Raw genomic sequence first — 20603 nt, forward strand, 5'->3', positions numbered from 1 at the left:
TGCCAGCAGCATCGCCGCCGCGACGACAAAGTCAGCCGTAGTGAAGCGATCATAAAATCAGCTTGAAAGCAGTGCCCCGGGCTGCGGCCCGGCCGGCGGAGCAAGCGGGGAATGCTCGTTCAAAGTTGACACCCGGCAGTGTGGCAGGCTTTGTAGCCGCCCAATCGCATCGCATGAAACGAATTCCGGCCCCCAAAAACGCATGATCGACAAGACTTATCAGCCGTCCGAAGTCGAAGGCCGCATTTCGCAGGCCTGGGAACAGGCGCAGGCCTTCAAGGCCGGCCGTCCGGAGCGCTCCGGCGCCGAGACCTACGCCATCGTCATCCCGCCGCCGAACGTGACCGGCTCGCTGCACATGGGCCACGCGCTCAACAACACGCTGCAGGACGTGCTGTGCCGGTTCGAGCGCATGCGCGGCAAGGACGTGCTGTGGCAGCCGGGCACCGACCATGCCGGTATTGCGACGCAGATGGTGGTCGAACGCCAGATGATGGAGCGGCAGGAGCCGTCGCGCCGCGATATCGGCCGCGACAAGTTTCTGGAGAAGGTCTGGGCGTGGAAGGCCGAGAGCGGCGGCACCATCGTCAATCAGCTCAAGCGCCTTGGCGCGTCGTGCGACTGGTCGCGCGAGCGCTTCACCATGGACGAGGGTCTCTCCAAGGCCGTTACCAAGGTTTTCGTTCAGCTCTACAACGAGAAGCTGATCTACAAGGACAAGCGGCTGGTCAACTGGGACCCGAAGCTGCTCACCGCGATTTCCGATCTGGAAGTCGTGCCGGTCGAGACCAAGGGCTCGCTCTGGCATTTGCGCTATCCGTTCGAAGGCAAGACCTTCAATCCTGAAGACAAGTCGACCTACATCGTCGTCGCCACGACGCGGCCGGAGACGATGCTGGGCGATAGCGGCGTTGCCGTGCATCCGGACGACGAGCGCTACAAGGCGCTGGTCGGAAAGAACGTCATGCTCCCGCTGGTCGGCCGCAAAATTCCGATCGTCGCCGACGAATATTCCGACCCGGAGAAGGGCTCGGGCGCGGTGAAGATCACGCCGGCGCACGACTTCAACGACTTCGAGGTCGGCAAGCGTAACAATCTGGCGCAGATCAATATCTTCAGCGTTGAGGCGAAGCTGGCGCTGAAGGACAATGAAGCCTTCATGGCTGGCGTGCCGGCCTCCGCCGATCTCGACGAAACGCTGGCGATGCACGGCACCGATCGTTTTGTCGCGCGCAAGCAGCTTGTGGCGCGCCTTGAAGAGAAGGGCCTTATCGAGAAGATTGAGCCGCATGGTCTTGCGGTGCCGCACGGCGACCGCTCGAACGTTGTCATCGAGCCGTTTCTGACCGACCAGTGGTACGTTAACGCCCAAGAACTGGCGAAGCCGGCGATCGCCGCGGTGCGCGATGGCCGCACCACCTTCGTGCCGAAGAACTGGGAAGCGACCTATTTCAACTGGATGGAAAACATCCAGCCCTGGTGCGTGTCGCGCCAGCTCTGGTGGGGCCATCAGATCCCGGCTTGGTATGGGCCGGACGGCAAGGAATTCGTTGCGGAGAGCGAAGCCGAGGCGCAGTCGCAGGCCGACAAGCACTACGGCGCCAAGACCACGCTCAAACGCGACGAAGACGTCCTCGACACCTGGTTCTCTTCCGCGCTGTGGCCGTTCTCGACGCTCGGCTGGCCGGAGGAAACGCGCGAACTCAATCGCTTCTATCCGACCAATACGCTGGTCACCGGCTTTGACATCATCTTCTTCTGGGTCGCCCGCATGATGATGATGGGCCTGCACTTCATGAAGGATGAGAAGGGGCAGCCCGAAATCCCGTTCAAGGATATCTACATCCATCGCCTGGTGCGCGACGCCTCCGGCGCCAAGATGTCGAAGTCCAAGGGCAATGTCGTCGATCCGCTTGGCATTATTGATGAGTTCGGCGCCGACGCGCTGCGCTTTACGTTGATGCGCAACGTCGCGCCGTCGCACGATATCCGTCTCGGCCCGCAGGACGTCGAGAACAACCGCAACTTCGCAACCAAGCTGTGGAATGCAGCGCGTTTCGTCGAATTCAACGGGGCGGCGCGCGTCGCCGGCTTCGATCCGAAGTCCGCAAAAGAAGTGCTCAACCGCTGGATCGCACACGAGACGCAGAAAGCGCTGGCCGAGGTCACTGCTGCACTTGGCGAATACAAGTTCGCCGAAGCGGCCGGCGCGGCCTATCGCTTTGTCTGGAATGTGTACTGCGACTGGTATGTCGAGCTGTCGAAGCCGCTGCTGACCGGGCCGGACGGCGCGGCCAAGGACGAGACCCGCGCCATGGCGGCCTGGGCGCTCGATGAAATCATCAAGATGCTGCATCCGTTCATGCCCTTCATCACCGAAGAGCTGTGGCGGGTCACGGCCGAGCAGGGGCCGCAACGCGAGGCGCTGCTGGCGTTGACGCCGTGGTCGAAACTGGAAGGTCTCACCGACGACAAGGCAGAAGCCGAAATCGGCTGGGTCATCGACCTCATCACCGCGATCCGGTCGATCCGCGCCGAGATGAACATCAACGTCAATATTCCGCTGGTGCTCGCGGGGGTGTCCGCCGAGATCAGCGCGCGCGCGGATCGGTGGGCCGAGTTCATCAAGCGGCTCGCCCGCGTGTCGGACATGTCGGCGGCGGCAACCCCGCCGCAGGGTTCGGCGCAACTCGTGGTGCGCGGCGATCTGGTGGCGCTGCCGCTGGTGGGCGTCATCGACATTGCCGCCGAGCGCGCGCGCCTCGCCAAGGAAATGAAGAAGGCCGAGGACGACATCGACCGCGTCGAGAAGAAGCTCGGCAATCCGAAATTCGTCGAGCGTGCCGAGCCCGAGGTGGTCGACGAGGAAAGGGCCAAGCGCGAGGAAGCGGTTGCCCGCAAGGCCAAGATCGCCGAGGCGATCGAGCGGCTCAAGGGCGCGGCGTAGCCATCACCGGAACGGTTTGCTCAGGAAGCGCGAGCCCTTGAGCCCATAGCGCCAGGGGTATTCGACCGCCTTGGTGATGCCGATGCGGGGGCCGGTGACGATCTCCGGCGTGGCAGGCCGCGCCCGCAGCTCGAACGGCGGCCGGTCGAGCGGCAGGCCGTTGTGCTTGATGGAGACGCCCATCGCCTCGCACAGCTTGCCCGGCCCGGAGCACAGGTCGGAGGCCTCGGGCAGCTTCCGCCTCCTGCGCATGGCGGCCAGCCCGTCGGTGGGTTCGATCGCCCGGATCAGGATGGCGCTGGCCGAGCCGGCGTCCTCGCAGACGAAGTTCAGGCACCAGTGGATGCCGTAGGACCGGTACACATAGGCAAAGCCCGGCGGCCCGAACATCACGGCATTGCGCGGCGTCTGGCCCCGGTAGCTGTGTGCGGCCGGGTCGGTGTGGTGATAGGCCTCAACTTCGACGATGACCCCGCCGGCCCCGTTCACCAAGAGCGTGGCGCCAATCAGCTCCGGGGCAACGTCGTGCACCGAGCGGTCGAAGAATTTGCGGGTCAGGCGAGGGGGCATTCGTCTCTCATGCCGGCGGGTGGTGGCAGTTTCTGTGTCCAGCCTGCAACACTTAAGAAACAATCAAGCTCTGCCGGCCAATGATGGCTGGCCACGCCGCGATTTGGCCATACCCTTCAATCACATCGAAGGCCTCCAAGTTACGGCGCAAACCGTTGCGGGAGTTCTGGATTTCCACCCCGCCGGGTGTCCCGTTTTGGGGCCGCCGGGATCGGAATCGAAGGGCCTTCGCGTGAAGTGTCGACAAAGCCTGCCCGGACGTAACCGGCGGCGCTGAAATGGGGCGGGGGCCCGAAAAGTACTATGGACGCCAAGACCGATATCAAATTCCGACTTCCTTCGCGGCATGTGACCGAAGGTCCGGCCCGCGCGCCGCATCGTTCGTACTATTACGCGATGGGCCTGACCAAGGAGCAGATCCACCAGCCGTTCGTCGGCGTGGCCTCCTGCTGGAACGAAGCCGCTCCCTGCAACATTTCGCTGATGCGCCAGGCCCAGGCCGCCAAAAAGGGCGTCGCCTCCGCTGGCGGCACGCCACGCGAATTCTGCACCATCACTGTGACCGACGGCATCGCCATGGGCCATGCTGGCATGTACGCCTCGCTGCCGTCGCGCGACCTGATTGCGGACTCCGTCGAACTCACCATGCGCGGTCACGGCTATGACGCGCTGATCGGTCTGGCCGGCTGCGACAAGTCGCTGCCGGGCATGATGATGGCGATGGTGCGCATGAACGTGCCATCGATCTTCATCTATGGCGGCTCGATCCTGCCCGGTTCCTGGAAGGGCCAGCCGATTACCGTTCAGGACATGTTCGAAGCCGTCGGCAAGAACTCGGTCGGTGCGCTGTCGGACGAAGATCTCGACGCCATGGAACAGGTGGCGTGTCCGTCGGCCGGCGCCTGCGGCGCCCAGTTCACCGCCAACACCATGGCAACCGTGTCGGAGGCCATCGGCCTCGCGCTGCCGTATTCGGCGGGCGCGCCGGCGCCTTATGAAATTCGCGACAAGTTCTGCGCTCTCGCCGGCGAAAAGATCATGGAGCTGCTGCAGCTCAATCTGCGTCCGCGCGATATCGTGACGCGCAAGGCGCTGGAAAATGCGGCGGCGGTGGTTGCCGCCAGCGGCGGTTCCACCAATGCGGCGCTGCATTTGCCGGCGATCGCCCATGAATGCGGTATCGAATTCACGTTGTTCGACGTCGCCGAAATCTTCAAAAAGACACCTTATATCGCGGATTTGAAACCGGGCGGCCGTTATGTCGCCAAAGACATGTTCGAGGTTGGCGGCATTCCGTTGTTGATGAAGACGCTTCTCGACAACGGTCATCTGCACGGCGATTGCATGACTGTGACCGGGCGTACCATTGCCGAGAACCTGAAGTCGGTGAAGTGGAATCCGCACCAGGATGTCGTGCGTCCTGCTGACAAGCCGATCACCGTCACCGGCGGCGTCGTCGGCCTCAAGGGCAACCTGGCTCCCGAAGGCGCGATCGTGAAGGTCGCCGGCATGAGCGAACTCAAGTTCACCGGCCCGGCGCGCTGTTTCGACGGCGAGGAAGCCTGCTTCGAAGCCGTGAAGAACAAGACTTACAAGGAAGGCGACGTCCTCGTCATCCGTTACGAAGGTCCGCGCGGCGGCCCGGGCATGCGCGAAATGCTCTCGACCACGGCGGCGCTCTACGGCCAGGGCATGGGCGGCAAGGTCGCGCTGATCACCGACGGCCGCTTCTCCGGCGCGACGCGCGGCTTCTGCATCGGTCATGTCGGACCGGAAGCGGCGGTTGGCGGCCCGATTGCGTTGGTCAAGGATGGCGACATCATCAGCATCGACGCCGTCAACGGCACCATCGAGGTGAAGATCTCCGACGACGAGCTCGCCGCGCGCAAGAAGGACTGGAAGCCGCGCGAGACGCATTTCGGCTCCGGCTATCTCTGGAAGTACGCGCAGCAGGTCGGCCCTGCCGTCGATGGCGCGGTGACGCATCCGGGCGGCGCCGGCGAGAAGGAGTGCTATGCCGACAGCTGACGCATATTTGCGTTTGGCAACGCTGGGTGCCGGCCTGACCCTTCTGGTTATGGCCGGGCCGGCGCTGGCGCTTGACGGCAGCAAGTCCGACGACATGGTCGCCGGCGGGCCGCCGGTGCTGAAATCTATGGACGAGGCGTTCCGCTCGGGCGCCCGTTGGCTCAAGAACGGCGACAAGGAAAAAGCGCTGGTCTCGCTCGAATACGCTGCCGAACGCGGCCACGCCGCAGCGCAGTGGAAACTGGGCCGGATGTATCAGGCCGGCGACGGTGTCACGCAGGACGATCTCAAGGCCTTCCAGTATTTCCGCAGCGTCGCGGCCAATCATGCCGACGACAATCCGGACGGCCCGCAGTCACGCTTCGTGGCTTCGGCCTTCGTCGCCTTGGGCCACTATTATCTCGAGGGCATTCCGAACACCAAAGTGAAGGCCGAGCCGGAGCGGGCGCGGCAGATGTTCGACTATGCCGCTTCGTATTTCCGCGATGCCGAGGCGCAGTATTATCTCGCGCGGCTTTATCTCAACGGCACCGGTGCGCCGCATGATCCGCGCACCGCGGCGCGTTGGTTCGGTCTGGCGGCCCAGAAGGGCCAGTGTCAGGCGCAGGCCATGCTCGGCGCCATGTTGTTTGCCGGCGATCACGTCCCGCGCCAGGCGGCGCGTGGCCTGATGTGGCTCACGCTGGCGCGCGATGCCTGTCGTTCCAGTGCTGATGAAACCTGGGTGGCACAGCTTTACGACGGCGCCTATCAGCAGTCGATCGAGGACGAGCGCGCGCTGGCGCTGGTCTATCTCAAGCGCTGGATGGAAACGCGGCGCGAGTGACTTGATAACAGGTTACCTCTTTTGGCGATGCGAACCGGCGGCCCGCTCTCAAAAGCGGGCCTTTCTTATTTAGCATGACAATTTTGTTTATTAGATTTTTTTGGTGGCAAAGGAAGGAATTGCCAAACCACAGGTTGCTATAGTCGGCATGGAATCGATGGCAATTGCCTGGCTGGGGCTGCCGGCCGCCGCTGCTGCACGCCGGACATCCCATGGCCCTCCCGTCCTTCTCCCTGAAGATCACGCACAAGATCAATCTCATCGCGGTCATCGTCGTTGTCGGCATCGGCGTGATGGCGGGCATCGTGCGGTACGAAGAAGGCGTGCTGGACAGCATTCATAAGACAGTCAAGGCAGCGCATCTGGCAGGAACCCGCGCCGGCGAACTGCGCGTCGATTTGCTGGAGGCGCGGCGTGCGGAAAAAGACTTTCTGCTGCGTCACGATCTAAAATACGCCGAAACTCATGCGGCGCTGCGCAAGAGCGTACTGGCCGACATCGAGCATCTCAGACACGATGCGCATGAGGCCGATCTCGACAAGGTCACCGCCAATGCGGACAATCTCGTCAAAGGCCTGGAAACGTATTTCGGCCACTTCCGTGACCTGACGGCGCAGATGGTTGCGCTTGGTCTTGACGAAAATTCAGGGCTGTCGGGCACTCTGCGCAAGTCGGTTCGCGCTCTTGAATCCCGTATTGCCGCCGTCGGCGACAACGCCCTCATGGTGACCGTGCTGACGATACGGCGTCACGAGAAAGATTTCATGCTGCGCCGGGCGCCGTCTTACATCGAGAGCGTAAAAAAGAGTGTTGCAATGCTCGTTCAGCAGATCGACGGCGCTGCTATCCCGAGCGAGATGCAAACCGAAATGAAAAAGGAAGCCAGCGCCTACCTGAAGGATTTCCTTGAGTGGGCGAACACCGAGCAGGGATTTGAAGCGAGCCAGGCGCAACTGTCGCAGGCGTTTCGTAACGTCGAGCCTCTGCTGACCGGAATTCTCAAGGACGTCGAGGCGGCGGTGGCCGAGCTCGATCGACGCGCCGAAGAAATCGAGGAGGGAGCCAAGCTGCAACTCATGGCGGCCATGCTGATTATCGCTGTTGTCGTCGGCGGATTGTGCGTGACGCTTGGGCGCAGCGTTTCGAGGCCGGTCAAGTCGCTGATACCTGAACTGCACAAGATTGCCGGAGGACAGTTCAACATCAAACTCGACTCGCTCGGACGGCGGGATGAGATCGGCGATATCTCGCGGGCGGTGGATGAGATGGCGAGCAAAGTCCGCGAGACGGTGTCCATTGTCGTTGCGTCGGGCCGTGAGGTTGCCAATGCGACGACGGAGATTTCGACGGGAACGACTGACCTTTCCCATCGCACCGAAGAACAGGCCGCGAGCCTTGAAGAGACCTCCGCCGCAATGGAGGAGATGTCCGCCACGGTGCGCCGCAACGCCGAAAATGCGCAAAACGCCAGTGCATCCGCGAGCAGGACACGCGATGTGGCGACGCACGGTGCCAAGATTGCCAACAAGGCCGTAGAAGCGATGGCCAGGATTGAACAGTCGTCGCACAAGATCGGCGACATCATAACGGTGATCGACGAGATCGCGCGCCAGACCAACTTGCTGGCGCTGAATGCTGCGGTCGAAGCCGCGCGGGCCGGCGAGGCGGGCCGCGGTTTTGCGGTGGTGGCGTCGGAAGTCCGCAGCCTTGCGCAGCGCTCGTCGCAGGCCGCCAAGGACATCAAGGAGCTGATTACGAATTCGACCGGGCTCGTTTCCGAAGGCGTCGATCTCGTCAATCAGGCCGGCGCGTCGTTGAATGAGATTGCCGGGTCGGTTGACGAGGCCGTCCGTCTGGTCGCCGAAATCGCCGCGGCAAGCCGGGAGCAAGCCAGCGGGATCGAGGACATCAACAAGGCGCTGATGCAGATGGATCAGGCCACGCAGGAGAACTCGGCGCTGGTGGAGGAAAATGCGGCGGTCGCCAAGACGCTCGAGCACCAGGCCAAGGTGATGGACGAACAGATGTCGTTCTTCCAGGTCGACGTGCCGGGGGCGGCAGTGCCGGCGGAACGCGGCGAGGCTCAGGCCGAAAAAGGTCGCTCCATGCCCCAGCCGATGATGGGCAGAGCCGCCTAACGGCCCTCGATCGCCAGGTCGACCCACACCGGCACATGGTCCGAGGGCTTGTCCCAGGAGCGGACGTGCTTGTCGATGCCGGCATCGACGAGCTTGTCGGTGGCGCGCGGCGACAGCATGAGATGGTCGATGCGGATGCCGTCGTTCTTCTGCCAGGCGCCGGCCTGATAGTCCCAGAACGAGTATAGCCCGCCATCGTCGCTCACCGCGCGAATGGCGTCAGTGAAACCGAGATTGGCGAGCGCCCGGAATTTCTCGCGTGTCTGCGGCAAGAACAGCGCATCGTTGACCCAGGCCTCGGGGCGCTTGGCGTCGAGCGGCGTGGGAATGACGTTGTAATCGCCGGCCAGCACCAGCGGCTCTTCGAGCCGCAGACGATCGGCCGCAAAGGCGATGAGGCGGTCCATCCAGCGCAGCTTGTAATCGTATTTGTCGCCGGGGGCGGGGTTGCCATTGGGCAGATAGAGACTGACCACCCGGACCACGCCGGTCTTGGTCGAAACGAGGGCCTCCAGGAAACGCGCCTGCACGTCGCCGTCATCGCCGATCAGGCCGGGTGCCACCTCGTCGAAAGGCAATTTGGATAACAGCGCCACGCCGTTGAAAGTCTTCTGGCCATGCACCGCAACGTTGTAACCGAGCGCTTCGAGCGGCTCCCGCGGGAAATCATGGTCCTGACACTTGATCTCCTGCAGGCAGACGATGTCCGGTGCCCGCTCCTTGAGCCAAGCCTGCAAGCTGTCGAGGCGCTGGCGGATGGAGTTTACGTTCCAGGTGGCAATACGCATGGGGCAGGGGTCCGTCAGGAACACATAAACAAGAATTTACGCGCCAGAATCAGACGAAACGGCGTGTCATTACGGTGTTTAGCAGAACAGCGCAGGTAAGTGCAGTTTGGCCCGTTATATGCTAAGTACCGCCGTTATCAGGCCGCCGTTGCGGTCGAACCGGCCGGCCACCCGGCCGGTAACCGCGAAAAGGAGCGTCCGGGGAGGGCCCCCACGGACCCGGACCGTCTGGAGACGATGAAAAGCCGAAAGTTGCTGGTTTTAGTTCTCGTGCTGGCGGTGGCCGGTGCAGCCTATTTTGCACGCGGATATTTTGCGGGCGGGCCGGTGGCCGTGCGGGCGCAGGGCGGCACCGAACGCGTTGTTCCGGTCGAAGTCGCCAAGATCGAACGCAAGAAGGTTCCGGTCAATCTGGACGCACTGGGAACGGTCACACCGATCGCCAGCGTGTCCCTGAAGGCGCGGCTGGAAACGACCATCACCGCGGTTCACTTCCGCGACGGCGCCCATGTCGACAAGGGCGATCTCCTATACACGCTCGACTGTCGCCAGATTGAAGCCGACATGAAGCGCGTGCAGGCCGTGATCGACGGCGCGCAGGCTTCTTTCGAACAGGCGCAGCGTGACGTGTCACGCTATTCGGATCTGGTCGATCGCAACGCGACCCCGATCGTCACGCTCAATAACGCGCAGACCGCGGTCAACGTGTCGAAGGCCACAGCGGAATCGAACCGCGCCCAGCTCGAGAACCTTCGCGTCCAACTTGGCTTCTGCTCGATCAAGGCACCGATCGCCGGGCGCATCAGCATGGCCAACGTCAAGGTCGGCAACTTTGTACGCCCGGCCGACACGGCGCCGATGGCGACCATCATCCAAACCGCCCCGATCTATGTCAGCTTCCCCGTGCCGCAGAAGAACCTGCCGGCAATCCGCGAGGCGATCGCCGCGGAAACAGCGACTGTCCAGGCAGGCATCCCGGGTGACGCCAAGCGCGCCGAGGGCGCGGTGACCATGATCGAGAACTCGGTCGATGCCGCAACCGGCACCGCGATGATCCGCGCCACCATGCCGAACAAGGACGAATTGTTATGGCCGGGCACGCTGGTCAATGCGCGCATGACCTTGCGCGTCGAAGACGCGGTAACGGCGCCGGCGAGTGCGGTGTCGGTCAGCCAGACCGGCAACTTTGTCTTCGTTATCGAGGACGGCAAGGCCAAGGTTCAGCCGGTTGTCGTGGAGCGACAGACCGGCGATGACGCGATCATTTCGTCCGGTCTCAAGGGCGACGAGACGGTGGTCACCGACGGCCAAGCCTTCCTGTCGAACGGCACGCGTGTGCGTGTTCAGAGCGGCGGCCGTCCGGCCGCGGGCGGCAAACCGGCGGGCACCTGAGAATATGAATGGCGACCCGGCGAAGCTGGGCACGCCGGTCATGGACGACGGTTCGGGCTGATAGGGGCAGGTCGAGGTCGATGAATATCTCCGAAGTTTGCATTCGCCGGCCGGTCCTGACGACGCTGTTGATGGCGTCGATCATCGTGCTCGGCCTTTTCGGCTATCGGTTGTTGCCGGTGGCGGCGCTGCCGGCGGTTGACTTCCCGACCATCCGCATCACCGCGACGCTGCCGGGCGCGTCGCCCGAGACCATGGCGGCATCGGTGGCCTCGCCGATCGAACGCCAGTTGTCGACCATCGCCGGCATTACGACGCTGACGTCGTCGTCGTCGCTCGGCAACACCGATATCACCGTCCAGTTTGACCTGAGCCGCAACATCGACGGCGCCTCGCTCGACGTGCAGACCGCGCTGTCCATCGCGCAGCGCCGCTTGCCGGTCGAAATGACGACGCCGCCGTCTTTCCGCAAGGTCAACCCGGGCGACTTCCCGGTCATCTTCTTCTCGATGCGCTCGGCGACCATGCCGCTGTCGGAAATCAACGACTTCGCCGAGACGGTGCTGTCGCCGCAGCTGTCGCAATTGCCCGGCGTGGCGCAGGTCGCCGTCTACGGCGCGCAGCGTTATGCGGTTCGTGTTCAGGTCGATCCGGCCGCCGCCGCGGCGCGGAATGTCTCGCTCGATGAAATCCGGACCGTGGTGTCGCGCGCCAACTCGGCGGCCCCGGTCGGCAATCTCGACGGCAATAAGCAGTCGCTGACTTTGGTCGCGACCTCGTCGATGAAGCGCGCGGCCGATTACGCCGACGTTATTGTGAAATACGTCAATGGCGCGCCGATCAAGCTGAGTGAAGTCGCGCGGGTCGTGGACAGTGTCGAGAACGACAAGGTCGCCACCTGGTTCAACGACGACCGCGCCATTGTGCTTGCCATTCAGCGCCAGCCTGACGCCAACACAGTCGAGGTGGTGGACGCCGCGCTCAATCTCATCCCGCGCATGCGCGCGCAGATCCCGGCGGCCATCGAGTTGCGGCCGCTGTTCGACCGATCGACCTCGATCCGCGATGCCGTGCATGACGTGAAGGAGACTTTGGCGATCGCCGTCGTGCTCGTCATCATGGTGATCTTCCTGTTCCTGCGAAAGGTGTCGGCGACCGTGATTCCGTCGCTGGCGGTGCCGATGTCGCTCGTCGGCACCTTTGCCGCGATGTACATGTTCGGCTTCTCGATCAACAACATGACGCTGCTGGCGCTGACGCTGTCGGTCGGCTTCGTCGTCGACGACGCCATCGTCATGCTCGAAAACATCGTGCGCCACGTCGAGGGTGGCATGAGGCCCTACGAGGCGGCGCTGAAAGGCGCACGCGAGATCGGCTTCACCATCGTTTCGATTACCTTCTCGCTGATCGCCGTGTTCATCCCGGTGCTGCTGATGGGGGGCATGGTCGGCCGCGTGTTCCGCGAGTTCGCTGTCACGGTGGCGGTGGCGATCGTCGTGTCCGGCTTCGTGTCGCTGACGCTGACGCCGATGCTGTGCGCGCGCGTGCTCAAGGGCCACCATCCCGGCGACGAGGAGAAGCAGAACTTCATCCTGCGCGGCTTCGAATGGGCCTTCGACCGCGTCCTCAAGGGTTATGAATGGTCGCTCGACCGCGTCATCGCCTACAAGCCGGTGATGCTCGGCGTAACGTTCCTGACGCTGATCGGCACGATCTGGCTTTATGCCGTTGCGCCGAAAGGCTTCTTCCCGACCGAGGACACCGGCTTCCTGACCGGCATCACCGAGGCCAAGACGGATATCTCATTTGCGGCGATGGTCGAGCACCAGCGCAAGGTGGCCGATATCGTACGCGCTGATCCGGCGGTGGCCTATGTGAACTCGACCGTCGGCATTGGCGGTCCGAATTCGATCGTCAGCAACGGCCGCATGCTGGTGGCGCTCAAGCCCAAGAAGGATCGCGACGAACTGCGCGGCGTTCTCGACCGCCTGCGGCGCACCGCCAATGCCGTGCCGGGCATCCGCATTTTCTTCCAGCCAATTCAGAACATCAATCTGGGCGGGCGGCCATCGAAGAGCCAGTACCAGTACACGATGCAGTCGAACGACACCGACGCGCTGTACCGGCTGGCCCCGGACATGCGCAACAAGATCTCCGAATTGCCCGGCCTGCTGGACGTCACCACCGATCTTTACGTCACCAACCCGCAGGTCTCGGTCGAAGTCGATCGGCAAAAGGCCGCGGTCTACGGCGTGACCATCGATCAGGTGCGCCAGGAGCTCTACAACGCCTTCGGCACCCGTCAGGTGGCGACGATTTACACGCCATCGAATGACTACCAGGTCATCCTGCAGGCGCTGCCGGAGGTGCAGAAGCTCGGCCCCGATGCGCTCAACAATATCTATTTGAAGACCGCAAGCGGCACCTCGGTGCCGCTGTCGGCGGTGACGCGCTTCGACCGCACCGTCGGTCCGCTGCAGGTCAACCATCAGGGCCAGCAGCCGTCGGTGACGATCTCGTTCAACCTGTCGCCCGGCACGTCGCTCGGTCAGGCGACCGACGCGATCCGCAAGCTCGAGCGTGACGAACGCCTGCCGGCGAGCATCACGGCAACCTTCCAGGGCACCACGCAAGTGTTCGAGGAGGCGCAAAAGGGGCAGGGCATCCTCATCCTCGCCGCCATCTTCGCCGCCTACATCGTGCTCGGCATTCTCTACGAAAGCTTCATTCATCCGATCACGATCATCTCCGGCCTGCCGTCGGCCGGTATCGGCGCCATCCTGACGTTGATGCTGTTCAAGATGGACTTGTCGGTGATCGCCATGATCGGCATCGTCATGCTGGTCGGCATCGTGAAGAAGAACGCCATCATGATGATTGACTTCGCCCTCGAACGCCGCCGTATCGGCCTGTCGGCGGAAGCGGCGATCCGTGAGGCGGCGCTGCTGCGCTTCCGTCCGATCATGATGACGACCTTTGCGGCCATCTTCGGCACCTTGCCGATTGCGCTCGGCGCCGGCGCCGGCGCGGAACTGCGCCAGCCGCTCGGCATCGCCGTCGTCGGCGGCTTGTGCGTGTCGCAGCTCCTGACGCTGTACATCACGCCGGTCGTCTACCTCTATCTCGACCGCTTTGATCGGATGCTCAAGCGCCGCCTCGAGCCACAGCTCGAGGAGGTCAAGGACGCACCGGCGCAGGTGGCGGCCGAGTAGCGTCCGCGGCGCGCCGCTGGGCCCACGCACAGTTACAGGCGATATCTCCTTTCACTGGCCGGACCGTAGTCCGGCCATTGCCGTGTCACGTTTGATGCTATGATGCTGCCCGCAGGTACAGGTCCAATGGGAGGCAACATGGAATCGCTGGTATTTTTGGTCGCACTGGTCGTGCTGGTGCTGGCCGTCGTTGCCGCGGGCGTCAAAACCGTCCCGCAGGGCTTCCAGTGGACCGTGGAGCGCTTCGGCCGCTACCGCACCACCTTGATGCCGGGCCTCAATCTGATCGTGCCCTTCATCGACCGCATCGGCCACAGGATCAACGTCCAGGAGACCGTGCTGGAAATTCCAAGCCAATCCGTCATCACCAAGGACAACGCCTCGGTGACGGTTGACGGCATCGTGTTCTACCAGGTGCTGCAGGCGGCGCGGGCGGCCTATGAAGTGCAGAATCTGCAGGGCGCGGTTGAAAACATGGCGCTCACCAATATCCGCACCGCCATCGGCGCGCTCGATCTCGACGAGACCTTGTCCAAGCGCGACGAAATCAATGACCGTCTGCTGCAGGTGCTCGATGCCGCCACGCAGCCCTGGGGCGTCAAGATTACCCGTGTCGAGCTGAAGGACATCAGTCCACCGGCCAATGTGGTGGCATCGATGGCGATGCAGCTCACCGCAGAGCGCGAACGTCGCGCCGCCATTCTGACCGCCGAAGGCATCAAGCAGGCTGCGATCCTCAAGGCCGAAGGCGATAAACAGTCGCAGATTCTAGCGGCCGAAGGCCGTCTGGCCGCCGCCAACCGTGACGCCGAGGCGCGCGAACGTCTGGCCACCGCCGAGGCCGAAGCCACGCGCGTCGTCTCCAAAGCGGTCGAGGACGGTAACGTGCAGGCGCTCAACTATTTCGTCGCGCAGAAATACGTCGACGCGCTTAACCAGATCGGTCAGTCCCCGAACTCCAAGTTGCTGCTGATGCCGATGGAGATGAGCAGCATCGTCAGCGCGGTGTCCGGCATTGCCGAACTGACGCGCAACGCCAAACTGGGCGAGACCAAATGACCGGCGCCATCTCGCCTTGGGTTTGGGCGGTCGCGGCGGTCGTCATCGCTTTTCTTGAGTTGCCGGTGCCGGGCAATTACCTGATCTGGTTCGCCTGCGCCGCGGCGCTGACGGCTTTGGTTGGTTTTGCCATCGACTGGACCTTGAACGCGCAATTGGCTTTCTTCTCGGCGGCCTGTCTCATCTCTTGCGTGGCAGGCTACTTCGTCTATCGCCGGCTGGCGTTGCGCGGGCCCGATACCGATGTTGTCAATCGGCGCGACCTCGAACTCGTCGGCCAATCGGGCCTGGCCAGCGAGGCCTTCGTGAATGGTCATGGTCGCATCCGCCTCAATGACACGCTCTGGCTTGCCGAGGGCGACGAGGACTTCGCCGCCGGCACGGCACTCACCATCACGGCGGTGCATGGCACGTCGCTGGTGGTGCGGCGGAAATAGCGAAGGGCGCGGCGACTGCGTGCGCCGAGCGGGCGGCAGTACCGATAGTTGTATTTATAAAACCGTATGCTAGCCTGATCGAAGTACTTTGGCGCAGGGGGAGCGACATGGTTACTTCAATCCACATTGGAAACAGCCGTGCTTCGATGACCGCAGCCACGTTGGCCGTGGCGGTGTTTGGCTTGCTGGCGACGACGACGGGCGCTGCCGCCGATCCCGAAGCGAAATTCACCTGGACGTTACCGCGTACCGTGATCGATGCGACGATCACCTACACATTCGAAGATTGCGATGACCGCAACGGCGTCAGCGTGACGATCAAGCCAACTCTGGTGGCTCGTCCTGTGCCCGATTCCGTCGTGGGTACGCTCGATATTTCCAGTTCGACGCTTCAGTCTTGGACCTCGGACCATAGTGTTACGATTAAAACATTTCAGAATTCACATATCCTGCAATCAATCGGTGCGACGCCGGTTAGCCAAGCCGCGACAATCGCAAACAACATTTTTTCCGGTATTGGTAAGATCGCGGCGCTCGTACTAGGCGTTGCGCCTCTCGCCGCCAGTACCGAAGTGACGCGAGAAAAATGCGGGAGCGCTTCGGCTGACAAGGACAAGATCGTCAGGCTTAAAGGTACGCTGGTCGGTCTTCAACAGGCGATCCTGGACGCGACAACCGAAGAGCAGCGGAAAGCGGCGGTTGCTAAAGTCGATGCCTATCAAACGGTTTTGGCATCTTGGACAATAGCGAGCGCCGCCGCTCATACGCTGACGTTGCAAGCCACGATCGATCCTGGGTTCACACCGATCGACGTCCTCGACCCCACCAAGCGCACTTCAACAAGGCCGGCGGATATCAATCCCAATGGCCTGATTGCGATGATTGTGCCGACGCAGAAACAAATCGAGGAGTCTGGTTGGATAAAAAAAGGACTTCAGATCGATCGGGAAAGTTTCGAGAAATTGAGGGTCAATTTGTATATGGACTTTGGCCAAACGATTCCAAGAGCGCAGGCGAGCATTGATAAAGCCAGGGGGCAGACGGAGGTAGATGACCAGCCTGGTGGGCATTTGTATCGTGAGGTTGCCTATATTCCGGTTTATATCTACGCGGGAACGCCACTTGATAATTGGCCGACCGGCGGCCGCGGCATGGGAACGACTTGGCCGGGCGTGTCCAATATTGTTTCTCAGAATGAAGCCAAGCAAAATAAAATGCTTGGTCCGCCAGTGCGTTTTCCTTTTGGGCAATACGGGCGTTCGATGGGGCTTCCTGTAACTGCGGGATTCCTAAAGAATCAGGATTGGTCCATTACGTTTCTTGAAAGCGGTGAGATCACCGAAACAAAGTTCGTAAACAAAGGACTTGGAGTTGCCGCGAGCGGTATGTTGAACAGCGCCATCAACACCGCGAACGCGATTGCTGCCGAGGAGCGCGCGGCCCGGGCGGCCAATAGCGATACAGCGCGTCTCAAGGCCGAAAATGCGGAGCTGCAAGCCCGCATCGATAACATGAACCTGCAGGAGCAGTTACAGAAGCTTCTAGCCAAGCAGACGTCGGCGACGCAAGCCACGGCCGGTAGCGCGCCACTGCAGTAAACCGCGGGAACGGCTTAAGCGCTCAGTTTTCTCGCAGGCGTCACAGTCGGCTGCTTGTGGCGAAGCTACAGCGCGAAGCTGGTGCCGCAGCCGCAGGCCGCGGTGGCGTTCGGGTTCTTGATCTTGAACGAGGCGCCGATCAGGTCGTCGACGAAGTCGATCTCGGAGCCGGCCATGTAGTTCACCGACACCTGATCGATGAGCACCGTGGCGCCGTCGCGGCTGATCACGAGGTCGTCGTCGGCCTGCTCGCGGTCCGTGTCGAACTTGTACTGGAAACCGGAGCAGCCGCCGCCTTCGACCGAGACGCGCAGCATGGTGCCGGTGGGTTCGCTTTTCAGGATCTCGCCAATGCGGCGCGCGGCGCGCGCGCTGACCGTGACCGGGGTGTTGGCGACGCTATCGGTGATCGCGTCCATGTCAGTTCCTCTGCGGCGTTGCCATTGGCTGTCTCCGATAGTTAAGTGCGCCGGGCCGTGCCGTCAATGCGGCCCGATTCGCCGGAAAATGCCCTCATGGCCATCGATAGCGGCCGCCCCCGCGCCATTTACGCCGCCGATCCGGGTGCCAGCCGCGGCCGGCTGGTGGCCGAGCCGGCCAGCCCGACCCGCAACGATTTCCGCCGCGACTGCGACCGCATCATCCATTCGGCCGCGTTTCGCCGGCTGGCCTACAAGACCCAGGTCTTCATCTTTCACGAAGGCGATCACTATCGCACCCGGCTGACCCACACTTTGGAAGTCGCGCAAATCGCCCGCTCATTGGCGCGGGCGCTGGGCTGCGATGAAGATCTCGCCGAGGTCCTGGCCCTCAGTCATGACCTCGGTCATACGCCGTTCGGCCATGCCGGCGAGCGGGCGCTCGACCGTATTTTGCGCCATGCCGGCGGTTTCGATCACAATGCGCAGGCGCTGCGCATCGTTACCGATCTGGAGCGCCGCTATGCCGACTTCGACGGCCTCAATCTGACCTGGGAAACGCTGGAGGGGCTGGTCAAGCACAACGGTGCGCTGATGACGCGCGATGGCGCGCCGACCGCGCGCTACGCCGCGCACGGCGTGCCGAAGCCGATCCTCGCCTATAACCGGCGCCACGACCTCGAACTGTGGTCGCAGGCTTCCGCCGAGGCGCAGATCGCCGCGGTCGCCGACGACATCGCCTACAATGCGCACGACATCGATGACGGTCTGCGCGCCGATCTGTTCACACTCGGCGACCTGTCGAGCGTGCCGTTTCTCGGTGGCATCGTGCGCGAGATCGAGGATCGCTATCGCAGTTTGGAGCCGGCGCGCCGCGTCCACGAAGTCACGCGCCGCGTCATCACGCGGATGATCGAGGACGTCATCGCCGAGAGCGAACGCCGCATCGCCGCGCTCAAGCCCCAAAGCGTCGCCGATATTCGCAACGCGCCGGGCGCGGTGGTCGGCTTCTCGGCGGCGATGGCGGCGGTGGACGAGGCGATCAAGGGGTTCCTCTATCCGCGCATGTATCGCCACAACCGGGTCATGCGGGTGATGACCAACGCCGAGAGCGTGGTTGCCGACCTGTTCATGCATTTCAGCGCCTCACCCGACGATCTCTCGGATGAATGGCGCGACGGTTTCGATGCGCTTGACCTGACGGGCCGGGAGCGCCGCGTCGCGGACTACATCGCCGGCATGACCGACCGCTATGCGCTGGCCGAGCACGCGCGCTTCTTCAAATCGACGCCCGAGCTGCGCTGACGGCCGCTCTAACGCGCGAATGCGTCGCGCATGCGTTTGGCGACTGCGAAGGCAATCGGAATGGCGACGATGAATCCGGCGAGGGCGGCATAGGGGATGTATTCGCGGTCGTGCACGGCCAGCGACGGCACGCTGAGAACAGTCATCACGGCGATGCCGGCCAATGTCGTGCCGAGCATGATCCACACGGGCGCTACGATCTTGAGCATGGCGAGTCTCCTGAATGCAGCGACATTCAAGATCGCGAATGCGTACGCGGCCTTGATCTGGCGCAATACCGCCGATCAATACCGCTGCGGTATCGATGTTTGTTAAACCTTGAAGCCGATGCGGAAGCCGCCCCAGTGGCGGCCGTTGACGGTAATCGGCGCCGAGACGTCCTTCATCAGCACGAACGCGCCGCCGCCCATGTCGCGGCGATAGGTCTGCAGCAGGAACGAGCGTTTGCTGCGGCCGGCGGAAAGTCCTGTGCGGTCGTTGAAGAGACGGCGATTGCGGCAGTTGGCGGCGTTCCAGGCCGGATCGTCGCTCTGCGGCTGCGAGTATTTGAGGTTATGCGTCGGCAGGAATCCGTTGCGGTCGATCGCGGCGCAGAACACGATGCGCGGATCGGCCTCGAGCAGCGGCTCCTGATAGTCCGGCAGCACCTTGTCGGTGAAGGCGACAAACTTGGTCATCATCTGCTGCGGATCGGTGCCGGCGATCGGCACGTAGCGTTCGTCGAACAGCGCGTCCGTCGTGATCGCACCTTTGGCGATGGCGCGCTCGAACGCCGAGGCGATCTGCGCCGCGGTCTTCTGGCACAAAGTGACGATCGGCGTGTCCGGCGTCTTGATGCCGCTCTCGGCGATGAACAGCAGGAAGTCTTCGCTGATGTCGAGGATCGAGTCGGTGCGCGCCTTGGCCTGCTTGAGTTTGCCGCCGCAGGCATCGACGGCGTCGACCAGACCGGTCATTTCTTCTTGCAGCCTGTCGAAGCATTCATTGTTGCTGTCGACCTGCGTGGCCATGGTGCCGATCTCGCGGGTCATGCCCTGCACGGTCTCGACCAACGCTTGAAGCTCGGCGATGGAGGCCTGCGCGCCGCTCGACTCCGCCTTGGCGGCGAGGGCGGTCTGGGTATTGACGTCGGCGCGGCCGACCAGTTCGGACAGCGTCTGCGTCAGGGTGTCGAGATGGGCCTGCGCGTCCTTGGTCGACTGGCGCGACTGCTCGGCAAGGCGCTTCACCGCGCCGGCGATGACGGCAAAGCCGGCGCCGGCGGTGCCCGCATGAGCGGCCTCGATGGTGGCGTTGAGCGCCAGCAATTCGGTCTCGTCGGCAATGCGGCGCACCGCGGCGCTGGTTTCCTGAACGCGCTGGATGGTCGCCGACACTTTCTCGATCGTTGTCTTGAGCGCGATGGCGCCGTCGCCGAGCGCTTCAATCTTCTCGATGGAATTGGTCAGCGCGGTGGAAACGTGGTCCGAGCTTTCGCGCAAGGTGGCTTCGGCGGCGTCGGCGGAGGCGCGCGCGGCCGTCATGGCCGACGACAGCACGGCATTGGTTTCAGCCATCTGTCGCGCGGCCGCTATGGCGCCTTCGGCGCGCTGGCTCTGAGTCTGGCCAAGGGCGGTGAGGTCGCCGATCAGGCCGGCAGCATCGGCAATCTCGACGCTCAAACGCCCGGCGCGGTCGCCGATGTCCGAGAACGACGAGGCGCGGTGATCCCTCCGCAGGGGCATTCGCAAGAGTCGTGCGGCCATGCGTCTCGCCCGGTTTTCTTAAGCTTTATTCGCGGGCGGACCCTACTAAAATACAGTTAATACATGTTTATCGGTTGCGCCGCGGTCGGGCGCCCCGGATGATTGCAACGCGCAATGGCTTCGGCGTGGACTTTGAGCC

General features: G+C 62.9%; 15 protein-coding genes. 10 read left to right on the forward strand and 5 right to left on the reverse strand.

Going from position 1 to position 20603, the window contains the following annotated elements; all coding sequences use genetic code 11:
• Positions 1-202 precede the first annotated feature (202 nt).
• Complete coding sequence (locus DXH78_RS17620) at positions 203-2947, forward strand: valine--tRNA ligase (RefSeq protein ID WP_115518578.1); 2745 nt, start codon at positions 203-205, stop codon at positions 2945-2947.
• 3 nt (positions 2948-2950) lie between these two features.
• Here DXH78_RS17620 and DXH78_RS17625 read toward each other — a convergent pair whose 3' ends face one another.
• The gene (locus DXH78_RS17625) at positions 2951-3517 is read right to left on the reverse strand and encodes a DNA-3-methyladenine glycosylase (protein ID WP_115518579.1); all 567 of its coding nucleotides are present in this window, start codon (positions 3515-3517) and stop codon (positions 2951-2953) included.
• A gap of 303 nt (positions 3518-3820) precedes the next feature.
• On the opposite strand from DXH78_RS17625, the gene ilvD reads away from it, so the two are divergent.
• From ilvD to DXH78_RS17640, 3 genes are all read left to right on the forward strand, one after another.
• Positions 3821-5545, forward strand: a complete 1725-nt coding sequence (gene ilvD, locus DXH78_RS17630) for a dihydroxy-acid dehydratase (RefSeq protein ID WP_115518580.1) — start codon at positions 3821-3823, stop codon at positions 5543-5545.
• Complete coding sequence (locus tag DXH78_RS17635) at positions 5532-6371, forward strand: tetratricopeptide repeat protein (protein WP_115518581.1); 840 nt, start codon at positions 5532-5534, stop codon at positions 6369-6371. The genes ilvD and DXH78_RS17635 overlap by 14 nt, the downstream gene beginning before the upstream one ends.
• Before the next feature lie 293 nt (positions 6372-6664).
• Positions 6665-8509 (forward strand): methyl-accepting chemotaxis protein, encoded by a 1845-nt coding sequence (locus DXH78_RS17640; RefSeq protein ID WP_168192881.1) that lies wholly within the window; start codon positions 6665-6667, stop codon positions 8507-8509.
• Here DXH78_RS17640 and xth read toward each other — a convergent pair.
• Positions 8506-9297, reverse strand: coding sequence for an exodeoxyribonuclease III (gene xth / locus DXH78_RS17645; protein ID WP_115518583.1), 792 nt, complete (start codon positions 9295-9297; stop codon positions 8506-8508). The two genes, DXH78_RS17640 and xth, sit on opposite strands and share 4 nt — an antisense overlap.
• A 237-nt stretch (positions 9298-9534) precedes the next feature.
• On the opposite strand from xth, the gene DXH78_RS17650 reads away from it, so the two are divergent.
• From DXH78_RS17650 to DXH78_RS17670, 5 genes are all read left to right on the forward strand, one after another.
• On the forward strand, positions 9535-10689 hold the full coding sequence (locus tag DXH78_RS17650) for an efflux RND transporter periplasmic adaptor subunit (RefSeq protein WP_115518584.1): 1155 nt from the start codon (positions 9535-9537) through the stop codon (positions 10687-10689).
• Between the two features lie 80 nt (positions 10690-10769).
• Positions 10770-13901, forward strand: coding sequence for an efflux RND transporter permease subunit (locus DXH78_RS17655; RefSeq protein ID WP_115518585.1), 3132 nt, complete (start codon positions 10770-10772; stop codon positions 13899-13901).
• Positions 13902-14039: 138 nt separating this feature from the next.
• Positions 14040-14960 (forward strand): SPFH domain-containing protein, encoded by a 921-nt coding sequence (locus DXH78_RS17660; RefSeq protein WP_115518586.1) that lies wholly within the window; start codon positions 14040-14042, stop codon positions 14958-14960.
• Positions 14957-15397: an NfeD family protein gene (locus DXH78_RS17665; protein ID WP_115518587.1), complete on the forward strand. Its 441-nt coding sequence runs from the start codon at positions 14957-14959 to the stop codon at positions 15395-15397. The genes DXH78_RS17660 and DXH78_RS17665 overlap by 4 nt, the downstream gene beginning before the upstream one ends.
• A gap of 107 nt (positions 15398-15504) precedes the next feature.
• On the forward strand, positions 15505-16995 hold the full coding sequence (locus DXH78_RS17670) for a hypothetical protein (RefSeq protein ID WP_147292669.1): 1491 nt from the start codon (positions 15505-15507) through the stop codon (positions 16993-16995).
• Between the two features lie 65 nt (positions 16996-17060).
• Here DXH78_RS17670 and erpA read toward each other — a convergent pair whose 3' ends face one another.
• Positions 17061-17414, reverse strand: a complete 354-nt coding sequence (gene erpA / locus DXH78_RS17675; protein WP_115518589.1) for an iron-sulfur cluster insertion protein ErpA — start codon at positions 17412-17414, stop codon at positions 17061-17063.
• A gap of 96 nt (positions 17415-17510) precedes the next feature.
• On the opposite strand from erpA, the gene DXH78_RS17680 reads away from it, so the two are divergent.
• Entirely contained in the window at positions 17511-18719 is a 1209-nt protein-coding gene (locus DXH78_RS17680; protein WP_115518918.1) for a deoxyguanosinetriphosphate triphosphohydrolase, read from the forward strand.
• Between the two features lie 8 nt (positions 18720-18727).
• Here the strand turns inward: DXH78_RS17680 and DXH78_RS17685 are convergent, their stop codons facing one another.
• Entirely contained in the window at positions 18728-18928 is a 201-nt protein-coding gene (locus tag DXH78_RS17685; protein ID WP_115518919.1) for a hypothetical protein, read from the reverse strand.
• A gap of 102 nt (positions 18929-19030) precedes the next feature.
• Complete coding sequence (locus DXH78_RS17690; protein ID WP_115518590.1) at positions 19031-20464, reverse strand: methyl-accepting chemotaxis protein; 1434 nt, start codon at positions 20462-20464, stop codon at positions 19031-19033.
• Positions 20465-20603: the final 139 nt, after the last annotated feature.

It is taken from the genome of Undibacter mobilis (assembly GCF_003367195.1).
Lineage (GTDB): Bacteria > Pseudomonadota > Alphaproteobacteria > Rhizobiales > Xanthobacteraceae > Pseudolabrys > Pseudolabrys mobilis.

Bases quoted from the DNA above. Each gene is read 5' to 3' on its own strand.
- ilvD (WP_115518580.1), top strand. From the start codon at position 3,821: ATGGACGCCAAGACCGATATCAAATTCCGACTTCCTTCGCGGCATGTG.
- DXH78_RS17625 (WP_115518579.1), bottom strand. From the start codon at position 3,517: ATGCCCCCTCGCCTGACCCGCAAATTCTTCGACCGCTCGGTGCACGAC.
- DXH78_RS17670 (WP_147292669.1), top strand. From the start codon at position 15,505: ATGGTTACTTCAATCCACATTGGAAACAGCCGTGCTTCGATGACCGCA.
- DXH78_RS17635 (WP_115518581.1), top strand. From the start codon at position 5,532: ATGCCGACAGCTGACGCATATTTGCGTTTGGCAACGCTGGGTGCCGGC.
- xth (WP_115518583.1), bottom strand. From the start codon at position 9,297: ATGCGTATTGCCACCTGGAACGTAAACTCCATCCGCCAGCGCCTCGAC.
- DXH78_RS17640 (WP_168192881.1), top strand. From the start codon at position 6,665: ATGGCGGGCATCGTGCGGTACGAAGAAGGCGTGCTGGACAGCATTCAT.
- DXH78_RS17660 (WP_115518586.1), top strand. From the start codon at position 14,040: ATGGAATCGCTGGTATTTTTGGTCGCACTGGTCGTGCTGGTGCTGGCC.
- DXH78_RS17680 (WP_115518918.1), top strand. From the start codon at position 17,511: ATGGCCATCGATAGCGGCCGCCCCCGCGCCATTTACGCCGCCGATCCG.
- DXH78_RS17650 (WP_115518584.1), top strand. From the start codon at position 9,535: ATGAAAAGCCGAAAGTTGCTGGTTTTAGTTCTCGTGCTGGCGGTGGCC.
- erpA (WP_115518589.1), bottom strand. From the start codon at position 17,414: ATGGACGCGATCACCGATAGCGTCGCCAACACCCCGGTCACGGTCAGC.
- DXH78_RS17620 (WP_115518578.1), top strand. From the start codon at position 203: ATGATCGACAAGACTTATCAGCCGTCCGAAGTCGAAGGCCGCATTTCG.
- DXH78_RS17685 (WP_115518919.1), bottom strand. From the start codon at position 18,928: ATGCTCAAGATCGTAGCGCCCGTGTGGATCATGCTCGGCACGACATTG.
- DXH78_RS17665 (WP_115518587.1), top strand. From the start codon at position 14,957: ATGACCGGCGCCATCTCGCCTTGGGTTTGGGCGGTCGCGGCGGTCGTC.
- DXH78_RS17690 (WP_115518590.1), bottom strand. From the start codon at position 20,464: ATGGCCGCACGACTCTTGCGAATGCCCCTGCGGAGGGATCACCGCGCC.
- DXH78_RS17655 (WP_115518585.1), top strand. From the start codon at position 10,770: ATGAATATCTCCGAAGTTTGCATTCGCCGGCCGGTCCTGACGACGCTG.